General features: G+C 64.8%; 12 protein-coding genes. 3 read left to right on the top strand and 9 right to left on the bottom strand.

Features of this window, described 5'->3' with window-relative positions:
- Positions 1-16: 16 nt before the first annotated feature.
- From ACOOHP_RS09670 to ACOOHP_RS09645, 6 genes are all read right to left on the bottom strand, one after another.
- Positions 17-313: an excalibur calcium-binding domain-containing protein gene (locus tag ACOOHP_RS09670; RefSeq protein ID WP_420466234.1), complete on the bottom strand. Its 297-nt coding sequence runs from the start codon at positions 311-313 to the stop codon at positions 17-19.
- A 15-nt stretch (positions 314-328) separates the two neighbouring features.
- Positions 329-1,063 (bottom strand): energy transducer TonB, encoded by a 735-nt coding sequence (locus tag ACOOHP_RS09665; protein WP_420466233.1) that lies wholly within the window; start codon positions 1,061-1,063, stop codon positions 329-331.
- 115 nt (positions 1,064-1,178) lie between these two features.
- The gene (locus ACOOHP_RS09660) at positions 1,179-1,583 is read right to left on the bottom strand and encodes an ExbD/TolR family protein (RefSeq protein WP_420466232.1); all 405 of its coding nucleotides are present in this window, start codon (positions 1,581-1,583) and stop codon (positions 1,179-1,181) included.
- A gap of 4 nt (positions 1,584-1,587) precedes the next feature.
- Positions 1,588-2,127, bottom strand: coding sequence for a MotA/TolQ/ExbB proton channel family protein (locus ACOOHP_RS09655; protein ID WP_420466231.1), 540 nt, complete (start codon positions 2,125-2,127; stop codon positions 1,588-1,590).
- Positions 2,120-3,520 (bottom strand): MotA/TolQ/ExbB proton channel family protein, encoded by a 1,401-nt coding sequence (locus ACOOHP_RS09650; RefSeq protein WP_420466230.1) that lies wholly within the window; start codon positions 3,518-3,520, stop codon positions 2,120-2,122. Before ACOOHP_RS09650 ends, ACOOHP_RS09655 begins: the two co-directional genes overlap by 8 nt.
- A gap of 70 nt (positions 3,521-3,590) precedes the next feature.
- Complete coding sequence (locus tag ACOOHP_RS09645; protein WP_420466229.1) at positions 3,591-4,358, bottom strand: DUF3450 domain-containing protein; 768 nt, start codon at positions 4,356-4,358, stop codon at positions 3,591-3,593.
- A gap of 109 nt (positions 4,359-4,467) precedes the next feature.
- Here ACOOHP_RS09645 and ACOOHP_RS09640 point away from each other — a divergent pair, with 109 nt between their 5' ends.
- The gene (locus ACOOHP_RS09640; protein ID WP_420466228.1) at positions 4,468-4,845 is read left to right on the top strand and encodes a rhodanese-like domain-containing protein; all 378 of its coding nucleotides are present in this window, start codon (positions 4,468-4,470) and stop codon (positions 4,843-4,845) included.
- 60 nt (positions 4,846-4,905) lie between these two features.
- On the opposite strand, the gene ACOOHP_RS09635 is transcribed toward ACOOHP_RS09640, so the two are convergent.
- Positions 4,906-5,595 carry a phosphoadenylyl-sulfate reductase gene (locus tag ACOOHP_RS09635; protein WP_420466227.1) on the bottom strand — a complete coding sequence of 230 codons (690 nt, stop codon included), beginning with the start codon at positions 5,593-5,595 and terminating at the stop codon, positions 4,906-4,908.
- A gap of 243 nt (positions 5,596-5,838) precedes the next feature.
- Here ACOOHP_RS09635 and ACOOHP_RS09630 point away from each other — a divergent pair, with 243 nt between their 5' ends.
- Complete coding sequence (locus ACOOHP_RS09630; protein ID WP_420466226.1) at positions 5,839-8,802, top strand: valine--tRNA ligase; 2,964 nt, start codon at positions 5,839-5,841, stop codon at positions 8,800-8,802.
- Between the two features lie 14 nt (positions 8,803-8,816).
- Here ACOOHP_RS09630 and ACOOHP_RS09625 read toward each other — a convergent pair whose 3' ends face one another.
- Positions 8,817-9,257, bottom strand: coding sequence for a hypothetical protein (locus ACOOHP_RS09625; RefSeq protein ID WP_420466225.1), 441 nt, complete (start codon positions 9,255-9,257; stop codon positions 8,817-8,819).
- Complete coding sequence (locus tag ACOOHP_RS09620) at positions 9,254-10,813, bottom strand: DUF3336 domain-containing protein (RefSeq protein ID WP_420466224.1); 1,560 nt, start codon at positions 10,811-10,813, stop codon at positions 9,254-9,256. The genes ACOOHP_RS09625 and ACOOHP_RS09620 overlap by 4 nt, the downstream gene beginning before the upstream one ends.
- A gap of 122 nt (positions 10,814-10,935) precedes the next feature.
- On the opposite strand from ACOOHP_RS09620, the gene ACOOHP_RS09615 reads away from it, so the two are divergent.
- On the top strand, positions 10,936-11,847 hold the full coding sequence (locus tag ACOOHP_RS09615) for an AAA family ATPase (RefSeq protein ID WP_420466223.1): 912 nt from the start codon (positions 10,936-10,938) through the stop codon (positions 11,845-11,847).
- The last annotated feature ends 70 nt before the right edge of the window (positions 11,848-11,917 follow it).

Below are 11,917 nucleotides of genomic sequence, written 5' to 3'. Positions count from 1 at the left end.
CCGAAGCTACGGGTGCTCACCTGCACCATTGCGACTCGCAGGGCACGCCGTCGTTGTCGCCGTCCATCTGCGTGCCCGGGCAGTTGTGGATGAAGTAAGTCGCTTCCTCACATGAACGCATGTGAGAGCAGTGCGTACGACCATCACAGGCATACTGTTCGTTCGTTGATTCCGTATAAACGGGCTGATCCTCGAACGCCGCCTCTAAGTAAGTATCCTCAGCATCATTGCCGTCTTCCGAACGGTCCTGAAAATGGTCGTAGGCACCCCAGCCAATGGCGGTGATGAGTACGAGCAACAGCACGTTCTTCATGGGTCGAGTGCCCGCTCAACGCCAGTTGTACGCACAATCTTCATGCTTCATCGGCACGCGCTGCTTGACCTCGGCAGCCTTGCCGGTGGGTTCGTAGATCCAGTTGGCGATGCTCTCCACCGCGGCGGCCTCGAACACGCCACGCGGATCGGCATCCACGATCTTCACGTCCTGCACGCGTCCGTTGGGCATGACGGTGAAGATCGCCTCGACCCAACCGTCCAGCTTCTGCGCGCAGGCCCAGTCCGGCATCTGCGGGCGCGCGGTGGAAAGCGGCACCAGCGGCTTGCCTTTCCAGCCGCCGCCGGTTCCCGTGCCGCCGGTACCGGCCCCGCTGCCGCTGCCGCCCACCCCCGCGCCGAAGCCGCCGAAGGAGCCCGACTTGCCCAGGCTCAGTCCGCGCACGCCCAGGGCTACAGGTACTGCAATGTTGCTGACCTCCACCGTGTCGACCGACAGGCTCGGTATGTCCAACGCCGGCAGATCCGGACGCCCCAAGGCGGGCGGCGCCGCGGGCGGCGGCGGCGGAGAGTTCTCCAGGGTTTGCAGCGGATCGGCCGGCGGCTGCGAAGGCGGCGGCGCACGCACCAGGTCAATGGCGTCCAGGGTGCGTGCTGGGCCCAGGCCCTCGTGCTCCGGCCCGCGGATGATCCAGCCCAGCAGCAGGAACAGCAGCGCGGTGAGCAGCAGGCCGATCGAAGGCAGAACGATCCAGCGGCCGGATCGCTCCACGGTGCGAATCTCATTCATCGGCGCTGACACAATCTTTGCCACGCATCGCACGGATGAACGTGAATACAACGATCCACAACGCGCTTCGGCTTCGAACCGTGTTCATCGGCGTGCATCCGTGGCAAACGCTGGTTCATCGCGGCGTCGCCGCGATCGACACGTCCGGCACTCCAGCCAGACGCGCCTGATCCATGACTTCGACCATCAAGCCGGCGCGGGCGTCCTGGTCGGCCTGCACCACTACGATGGCCTGCGGCTTGTCGCGGCGCATGCGTTCGATCTCGGTGCGCAGGCGTCGGATGTCGACGCGCTCGCGATTGATCCAGATCTCGTTGTCGGCCGAAATGGCGACGAAGATGCTGGTCTTGTCCTCCTGCTGTGCAGTGCTGGCGGCCGGCTTGTTCACCCGGATGCCGCTCTCCTGCACGAACGCCGCCGCGATGATGAAGAAGATCAGCAGGTTCATCACGAAGTCCAGCATCGGCGCCAGGTCGATGCCGGTGTCTTCGGGCGGCGGATTGTGGCGGCGGAATTTCATCGGCTCATCCCGGCGCGATCAGATCGTTGAGCCGCTCGGCCTCGGCCCGTACGCGCGAGCCCAGCAGATGGCTGAAGAACAGGCCCAGCACGCTGACCACCAGCCCGGTCATGGTGGCGATCATGGCGTGGGAGATGCCATCGGCCATCGCGCGGGTGTCGCCGCCGCGCGAAAACGCCAGCGCGTCGAACACCTGCAGCATGCCCATCACCGTGCCCAACAGGCCCAGCAGCGGCGCCATCGGCACCATCACCTTGATCACCGGCAGACCCGCCTCCAGCCCCAGACGCAACTGCGAGATCAGCGCCAGGCGGATGCGCTGCGCGGCCCAGGAATGGTGCTCGCTGCGCGCGTTCCACTGCGCCAGGGCTGCCGCACGCACGCGAGGGTAGATACGCCACAGATACCAGCTGCGCTCCAGCGCCACCGTGATCAGCACCGCACAGGCGGCAAGGATCCAGCGGGTGACCCAGCCGCCGGAATCCAGAAACGCGCCGAGAGTGTCGTACTGCAGCAGGAATTGCTGGGTGATCAGCTCAAGCATCGCGACCGCCCTGCGCTTCCAGCCGCTGCGCCAATAGGCCCGCCGCCTGCTCGTCGAGAATCTGGGTGAGCATGCGCGAGCGGCTCATCAGGAAACTGTTCACGAACAGCAGCGGGATGGCGATGATCAGGCCCAGCACCGTCGCCACCATCGCCTGCGAGATACCGCCCGCCATCAGCTTGGGATCGCCCGAGCCGACTTCGGTGATGACCTGAAAGGTGATGATCATGCCCACCACCGTCCCCAGCAGGCCCAGCAGCGGGCCTGCAGCCACGATCATCCGCAGCAGCGACTGGAAACGTTCCAGCCGCGGCGTTTCGCGCAGCACCGCCTCCGACAGTCGCGTCTCCAGCACTTCCGGGTCCTGCGTGGTGTCGTTGCTGAGGCTGGCCAGCACACGACCGAGGGGGTTGTCAGTCCGCGGCTCGGTGACCTGACCCAACTGCCGCCTGACCTTGACGCCGACGCCGGTGAGGTACAGAAGCTGGTAGGTCGCCAGGATCGCACCGACCACGCCGATGGCGATGATGACGTAGCCCACCAGGCCGCCCTGATGCACGCGATCCAGCACGGTCGGCCGCTCCGCCATCAGGCGCAGCAACTCGCCGCGCGACGGGTCCAGCAACAAGGTCGAGGTCGCTTCGCGCTCGTCGGCACCGAAAGCGCGCGCCAGCTTCAGCGCATCCCTGGGTTGTCGCGGCAACACCGATAGCTGGCCGCTGGCGGCGTCGAAGCTCAGATAGCCGTCTTCGTCAAAGGCGGCGAACGCGCCCGCGCGCGTCACCTCCACGGCGGATTTGGCGCCCACGCCGTCGATGACCTGGGCTTCAAAGCGCGCGACCTTGCCGCTCTCCGCAGCTTCCTGTGCGTAGAGAAACCACAACTGCTCCAGGTCATCGACACCCGGAATTTCGCCGCCCTGCGCAAGCCGGTCCAGAAACGCGATGCGGTCGGGGAACTGCGCGGTCACCAGGGACCCGGCGATCTGGCTGCGAAACTCCCCCGCCGCCTGCGCAATGGCGGCATACATCTGGCCGGTATCGCCCACGCGTTCGGTCAGACGCCGCTTCAACTCCGCAATCTCGCCCTGCCCCACGGCAAAGCGCGCCTTGGCCTGATCGGCCCGCGCGTTGGCCGCCGCAAAATCCGCCTCCGCCTTGGCCAACAGCGCAGCCTGTTCGTTCTTGTTGCGCAGGAACCGCTGCTCGCGCTCGGCGTTGAGCTTGGCCGCCGCCTGCGAGCCTTGCTGGATCTGCTGCAACAGTTCGTCCATGCCGGTCTGGGCATGGGCGGGTGGTGTTGCGAAAGCGGCAAGAATCAGGCCATAGAGCAGCGAGTGGAGCTGCGATGGCAGAGACAGGCGCAGAGATGCAAAGAGAGAGAACGCTTTCATGTTCGTTTCCTTCGCGTGCTCTGCGTCTTTTTCTCTTTGCGCCGTTGCGTGATTCTTTTGGCTGTCCAGCTCATGGTCCCGGCCCCGACACCGCAACCGGCAGGCGCAGCAGGTCGGGCGCCGCGGTGTCGCGCGCCATGCGCAGGCCGTGGCGCACTTCACTGATCCGGGAAGTCGGCAGGCTCTGCCATTGGCCGCTGGCGGTATTCCACAGGCCGGCCTGCTTGCCGTCCACACTCAAATAGTAGAGACCAGTGCGGCCCACACGCAGAATCTCCACGCTGCGACCCTCGACTTCGCCGCGCTCGGCGCCGAGTGTGCGCCCGTACTCGGCCTCGATCTGCCAGGCTTCGAGGATGCGGCCGAACTTTTCTGCATTGTTCGCCTCGGGGTCCGCCATCAGCTTCTGCAGCGAGGCCAGGCGCTCATTGCGCTCGGTGGCCAGGAACGGCAGATCCAGTTCGATGAATTTCTCCAGCCCTTCGACCATGCGCAGCATCAAGGGCAGCAGCTCGCGCTCGGTACGCTCCATTTCCTCGATCTGGCGATTCAGCGAGGCTTTCTCGGCCTCCTGGGCGCCCACCAGTTCCTCGAGCTGATCGGCGTACACCGTCAGCTGCTGTGCCTGCCAGCTCGCCGAGCGATAGCGTTCCAGCATCGACTTGGTCTGGTCGTCGAGCTTGTCGACACGGGCCTGCGAGGCCGCGGCCGCGCGCGTGGCCTGCTCGGTGGCGTCAATCGCCTTTCTTACGTCGTCCTGCGCCGACACCGGGACCATCAGTCCCAGTCCCAGTCCCAGTCCCAGCAGTGCCAGCCACCTGCCTTGTCCGTTGATCATGCCGGACTTGTCTCCTCGTTAGGGTCTTCCCGCTCAGCGCCGCATCTTGCGCAGCAGGCACCGTTAAAATCCAGCGCCACTCGGACCGATCCGGATGTCAGGAGATTCAATGCCGACCCAGACTGTTCACGCGCCTGGCTTCGTTGCGCTGGTCGATCAGGCGAGACGGCAGGTAAGAGAAATTTCCGCCGCATCGCTGGCGGACGAACTGCGCGCACGGCCGGGCGCTGCGCTGATCGACGTGCGCGAAGAGTCGGAATTTGCCGCGGGGCATCTCGTGGGTGCCGAGCACATCGGCAAGGGCGTGATCGAGCGCGATATCGAAGCGCGTCATCCGGACAAGGATCAGCGCCTGTACCTCTACTGCGGGGGTGGCTACCGCTCCGCCCTCGCCGCCCAGGCCATTCAGCAGATGGGCTACACGCAGGTCACCAGCGTGGACGGCGGCTGGAAGGCGCTGAAGGACCTGCTGCCGACGGCGCCGTAGGGCGGCCCATGGCCGCCGCCCGCGCCGGACACATTGACCGGCTGGCGTGCACGGCCCGCCCTACAGATGCAGCCCGCACTCGGTCTTCGGTTTGCCCACCCAGCGCCCGCTGCGGCCTTCACCGGGCACGGTGCAGTGGGTGCAGCCGATCGACGAATAGCCGCGATTCACCAGCGGGTGGAACGGCAGATGATGTTCGCGGATGTACTCGTCGCGCTCCTCGCGAGTGACGTCGATCATGGGGTTGAACTTGATCATGCCGCGGCGGATTTCGAAGATAGGCAGGTCGGCGCGATGGTCGGTCTGCCAGTGCATCAGGCTGGACACCCAAACATGGAAGTTGGGCTTGATCGCCTCCAAGGGTTCGACCTTGTTCACCGAGCAGCAGAAATCCGGGTCCTTCAGATAGGTCTGCTCATCGCGGGTGAACTGGTGTTTCCAGTCCTCCGCGCGGATGTCCTCCACCTTGAGCTGAAACAGATCGATCAGGTACTGGCGGTAGGTGATCGTCTCCGGAAAGTGGTAGCCGGTGTCGATGAAGTGCACGACCTGCTCGGGTCGCACCCGCGAGATGATGTGCAGGAAGTACGCCGAGGTGGCCGCGAAGGAGGACGTCACCATGACCTTGCCCGGATCGAAGTCCTGGTACAGGCGCGCCAGGCGCTGCTCGAAGTTGAGCGGCGCATAGGCGGCGTTCAGCGTCTCGATCTGGGCTTCGCTGAGGCCGGCGAAGGTGGAGGCTTTTTCCATGGTCATGGCACGAATGACGGCTCTGGCCGTCGACTGGCAGCGGAAATCCGCGATACGCCAGTCTATGGACCTTATTTCCATTCCCTCAATCGAAACCGTGCCTGTTGCGTGAATCGGTATAAGTAAATGCCTGGGTGCATGCCGGTCCGCCGAGCGTCCAGGCGGCCATCGGCAGGCGAGGTTCCAGGCGGCCAGTCGTTACAATGACGGTCTTTTGCGGCGCGCCGCCACCAACGATCCCGTATGGACAAGACTTTCGAACCTGGCCCTATCGAAGCCCGCTGGCGTGCGTACTGGGAAGAACAGGGCTGCTATGCGCCGTCCGGGTCCGGTGAGCCCTACAGCATCATGATTCCGCCGCCGAACGTGACCGGCACCCTGCACATGGGCCACGCGTTCCAGCACACCATCATGGACGCGCTGATCCGCCACGCGCGCATGAGCGGCAAGGACACGCTCTGGCAGCCAGGCACCGACCACGCGGGCATCGCGACGCAGATGGTGGTGGAGCGCAATCTCAAGCTCGAGGGCGTCAACCGCCACGACCTCGGCCGCGAGAAGTTCGTCGAGAAAGTCTGGGAGTGGAAGGCGCATTCCGGCGGCATCATCGAGCAGCAGATCAAGCGACTCGGCAGCTCGGTGGACTGGAGCCGCAACCGCTTCACCATGGACGAGGGGTATTCCAAGTCTGTGGTCGAGCATTTCGTGAAGCTGCACGAGGCCGGGTTGATCTACCGCGGCAAGCGCCTCGTCAACTGGGACCCGGTTTTGCAGACCGCGATCTCGGACCTGGAAGTCGCGCAGGAAGAGGAGAACGGCAAGCTCTGGCATTTCCGCTATCCGCTCGCCGACGACTCGGGGCACCTCGTGGTTGCGACCACGCGACCGGAAACCATGCTCGGCGATACCGCGGTGGCCGTGCATCCCGAGGACGAGCGCTACAGGCATCTCATCGGCAAGACCGTGCGTCTGCCGTTGGCGGATCGCGAGATTCCGGTCATAGCCGACGACTACGTGGATCGCGAGTTCGGCACGGGTGTGGTGAAGATCACGCCGGCGCATGATTTCAACGACTATCAGGTCGGGCAGCGGCATGGGCTGCCCGTTTTCAATGTCCTGACCAAGACGGCGCACATCATCTCGTCACCATTTCACGATGGCCTGCTTGAAGAAGCGAAGCGACGCGGAGAGCAGGCGCCTGGAATACAAACAGCATCTGCGTGGATTGGCGAACTCGACTACGAGGCGATTCCGGTGTCGTACCGCGGTCTGGACCGCTACGTCGCCCGCAAGCAGATCGTCGCCGACCTCGAAGCCCTGGGCCTCGTCGACAAGATCGAAGACCACAAGCTGAAGGTGCCGCGCGGCGATCGCAGCGGCGCGGTGCTGGAGCCTTATCTCACCGACCAGTGGTTCGTCGATCTCACGCGCAAGACCCCGGATGGCGGCTGGACGAAGGTCACCCAACCCGCGCTCGACGTGTTCGCCGACGGCCGCATCAAGTTCGTGCCGGACAACTGGATCAATACCTATCGCCAGTGGCTGGACAACATTCAGGACTGGTGCATCTCGCGCCAGCTCTGGTGGGGCCATCGCATCCCGGCCTGGTACGACGCGGAGGGCAAGGTCTATGTCGGCCGCAGCGAGGCCGAGGTGCGTACGAAGCACGGCCTGAACGACAGCGTTGCGCTCAAGCAGGACGAGGATGTGTTCGACACCTGGTTCTCTTCCGACATCTGGCCCTTCGCCACCCTGAACTGGCCCAGCGACAACGCGGCGCTGAAGAAGTACTACCCGACCAGCGTGCTCGTCACCGGCTTCGACATCATCTTCTTCTGGGTCGCCCGCATGGTGATGATGGGCCAGTACTTCATGGGCGACGTGCCGTTCCGCGAGGTCTACATCACCGGCCTGGTGCGTGACCCGGAAGGCAACAAGATGTCCAAGTCCAAGGGCAATGTCCTCGATCCCCTGGACGTGATCGACGGCATCACGCTCGAAGATCTGGTGAAAGTGCGCACCACTGGCCTCATGAAGCCGGAAATGGCACCGAAGATCGAGGCCAAGACGCGCAAGGATTATCCCAAGGGCATCGAGGCCGTGGGCACCGATGCGCTGCGCTTCACCTTTGCCGCACTCGCCACGCAGGGCCGCGACATCCGCTTCGACGCCGCGCGCGCGGCGGGCTATCGCAATTTCTGCAACAAGATCTGGAATGCGGCGCGCTACGTGCTGATGAATGTTTCCCCTCTCCCGCAAGCGGTGGAAGGTGGTGCCACAGCGTCGGGCGAGGGGCTCGCGGAGAACGGGGGTGCAGTTCCCCCTCTCCCGCTTGCGGGAGAGGGGGAACTGCCGTTCGAACTCTCCGTCGCCGACCGCTGGATCGTCTCGCGCCTCCAGAAGCTGGAGACCGAGTGCACCGATCACTTCCGGACCTACCGCTTCGACCTGCTCAGCACCGCGCTCTACCAATTCATCTGGAACGAGTACTGCGACTGGTATCTGGAACTGTCCAAGCCCGCGTTGCAGAACGGCGCGCCGGAGCAGCAGCGCGGCACGCGCCGCACACTGGTGCGCGTGCTGGAAACCTGGCTGCGCCTGTTGCATCCGCTGATGCCCTTCATCACTGAGGAGGTCTGGCAAAGAGTTGCGCCGCTCGCCGGCGTTGAGGGCGCAACCCTGATGCTGCAGCGCTACCCGGTGGCGCAAGCCGAGAAGGTCGATGAGACCGCCGAGGCCGAGATCGAGTGGCTCAAGGGCTTCATCCTGGGCCTGCGCCAGATCCGCGGCGAGATGGATATATCGCCCGCGAAGGCGCTGCCGGTGCTGGTGCAGAACGCCTCTGCAACCGATCTGGAACGCATCGAGCGCTTGCGCGGCAGCATCGAGTTCCTGGCGCGCGTGGAATCGCTGCGCGTGCTTGGCGCGGACGAGGTGGCACCGCAGTCGGCGAGCGCGCTGCTCGGCAACATGCGCCTGCTCGTACCCATGGCCGGGCTGATCGACAAGGACGCGGAGCTGGCGCGTTTGGCGCGCCAGATCGAAAAGCTGCGCAGCGACGTGGAGAAGGTGACGACGCGCATCTCCAATCCCAATTTCGGCAAAGCCCCGGCGGCGGTGCAGCAGCAGGCGCGGGAACTGGCCGAAAAACAGCAGCGCGATCTGGCGGCCTTGCAAGAGCAGTCGGCGAAGATCGCCGCCCTGTAGGCCTGCCTAAAAGTTCAGAACGTAGCGACGACAAAGCCGTAGAACAGCACGGCGAATCCGCCAATTTCGCCCACGGTCAACGCCACCATGTAGCCAGCAATCATCCAGCCGGGCATGTGGCGCCGACCCAGGACATGGGGCTTGCGTAACTGGTTGTCGGTATCGCGCAGCAGGCCATGGATCACGTACATGACGATGGCCGAGGCGAAGAACAGCAGCGGCACGCCCACCGCCCATAAGGTGCCGGTCGCACCCAGCGGCGAATACGGTACGAATTCGCGGATCAGGATGGCTGCGAAGGCGTACAGCAGGCTGGCGCGGTGGGCGATGTCCACGTACGCCGGCGCCTGTGCCTCGGCCGAGGCGTGAATGTGTGCGTACTTCCACGCTCCGGTCAGCAGGCCGCTCAGGAAGAAAATGCCGGCGGCGAGCAGGCACAGCGTTTCGGCGTTCACGCCGCGTCCTGACCGCGCCGCACCAGTCGCAGGCCGAAGCGCCGCGTGCCCAACGGCGCCTGCGTGGCGAGCTTGCGCCCCTCCAGCCGCTCGACGCAGCGATCCAGGGTCTGGGCAATCGCGGTCTGCGTGCGGATCATCTCGATGCGCGGCCAGGCGGCGCGCTCACCCTCCAGCATGAAGCGTTGTACGTCGGCCAGATTCGGGTTGCGCGTGACGTTGGCGAAACGCCACAAGCTGTTCTCCGGAAAGATGTTGATGTTGCCGCGGTAGTCCTGATCCAGGATGCTGGTTGCAGCGTCGATCGAATGTCCCAGACGCCGAATCGGCACCGCTGCGCGCGCCAGCTTGAGCAGTCCGCTGGCCTGTGAGCGCAAGGTGGCGCCGGCGTAGGTCCTGGCTCCGTGGAACAGGCCGCGGGTACCCGGCTCGCTGCGCGATACGAACGGGATCACATGCGGGTTGGTCTGACTGACGATGAAGTGATTGACGTTGTGCAGGCGACGCAGCCGCAGCATCGGCAGATCGGACTTGAGCGAGCCATCGTTCCAGCGCAGCAGCGGCATCCACGGCTCCCGCTCGCCAGCCTCGTTACGCGTCATCAGCATCACCGGCGGAAAGATCACCGGCACCGCGCAACTGGCGAGTACGGCTTCGCGCAGGTACAGGTAGGGAAAGGTGATGTGGTTGAGGAGTCGCGGCGGCTGGTTCTGTCCCGCTGGCGACACCGTGATGTTCACGATACGGCCGGAGGTCCGGTACGCCTCGTCAAAGCTGAGGTCGCGAACGTTCTTGGCGATCGCACGCCGCAGCTGGCTCTGGTCCATGATGGCGCCGCGACGCCACATCTGCAGCGGCTTGAGCACGCGCCAGAAGTTGTAGTAAGCCGCCTCGGGGTCGAGCAGTTGTTCGACTTCTTCGAGGGGCCGCGTGCCCACCGTGGCGGCCACCACACTGCCTGCGCTGGAACCGGACATCACCACCGGCATGAGGTTTTCGCGGTACAGCGCCTTGACCACTCCGACGTGGAACAGCCCCAGGGTGGCGCCGCCCGACAACATCAGCGCCGAGCGGCCATACGATTGCGCGGTCTCGCGGAAGAAGCGCAGCTTCTCTCCCAGCGGAAATTCGGTGCTTTCGATGCAGTCGCAGATTTCTTCCAGCGCCGCGCACACTTCGGTGACGTAATCGGCGATCAACTGCTTGGTGCCGACGCAGGCGCGTCCGTAAAGATGCGGGTTGCCGATGTTACCGAGGTTCCAGTGCAGGCCCTGTCTGAGGTGGTGCGCCAGCGCGTGCATCGAGCCAGCCGCGCGCAGGCTGCGAATCTGCCGCAGGCGCGACCGGATCAATCGCCAGTCGAACAGGCTGCTGGTGTCGCGCGCCTTCCACTCGTCGCCATCTTCCAGGCTGTCCAGCATTTCCGCGGCTTCGCGCCACGTGCCGTAGTCCGAGGCAGCGGCCATGGCCGTACGCGCTTCACGGGCTTTGCGGTCCAATCGTTTTCCCCAAGCGTCGAAAGAATCCCATGGTCGACGATGAGCGCGCCCCGCCACAACCCGTGACGCGTCACGCGACCCTTCTGGTAATACGGCGTACCGATTACTGTCGCGGCGGCGACTCCGTTCAGCCTCCCGCTACACTGCCCATATCCCTTCATCTCCAGCTTCACTCCCGCATGAACCCTGCGCTCCACGCCGCTCTGTCCGCCCTCAACGGCATCATTCTTGGCAAGCAGGTTCAGCTCAAGCTGGCGCTGACCTGTCTGATCGCACGTGGCCATCTGTTGATCGAGGACATCCCGGGTGTGGGCAAGACCACGCTGGCACTGGCTCTGGCGCGCGTGCTCGGCCTGCACTTCCAGCGCGTGCAGTTCACCTCCGACCTTCTGCCGGCCGACATTCTCGGGGTTTCCATCTTCGAGCAATCCAGCAGCGGCTTCCGGTTTCATCCCGGGCCGATCTTTTCGCAGATGGTTCTGGCCGACGAGGTCAACCGCGCCAGTCCCAAGACGCAATCCGCGCTGCTCGAGGCGATGGAAGAACGCCAGGTCACCGCCGAAGGAGACACCCGTCCCCTGCCCGATCCGTTTTTTGTGATCGCCACTCAGAACCCGGCGCAGCAGATCGGCGTGTTTCCGCTACCGGAATCGCAGCTCGACCGCTTTCTCATGCGCCTGTCGTTGGGCTATCCGCCAGTTGCTGCGGAGCGCGCCCTGCTGCTGGAGCGCGAACGGCGCGATCTGCTGACCGAACTGATGCCCAGCTTGCAGCCTCAGGACCTGTTGGACCTGCAGGCTGCGGCGCGCGAGGTTCGCACCGCCCCGGCACTGATCGACTACATCCTGGCGCTGCTCAGGGCCACCCGCGAGCACCCCGGTCTGCGCCAGGGCCTGTCACCCCGGGCCGGCCTGTCGCTGCGCCGTGCGGCGCAGGCCTATGCCCTGATCGAGGGGCGCAGCGCCGTGATTCCGGAAGACGTGCAGGCGGTGTTCGTGCCCTGCGTGGCACATCGTCTGATGCCCGCGACCGAGGCCGATGGCGGTGCGCCGACCGCCGAAGAGCTACTGGCGCAGGTGGCGATTCCGTGAAATCGGGAAGGCCTTGGTGGTGGCCGGGGCTCAGGCTCGTCGACACCCCAGAACGATCCCTGAGCCGCGA

It is taken from the genome of Panacagrimonas sp. (assembly GCF_965216805.1).
Classification (GTDB): domain Bacteria; phylum Pseudomonadota; class Gammaproteobacteria; order Nevskiales; family Nevskiaceae; genus Panacagrimonas.
Note: the sequence above shows the minus strand (reverse complement) of the source record. Positions and strands in the feature narration are given on the sequence as shown.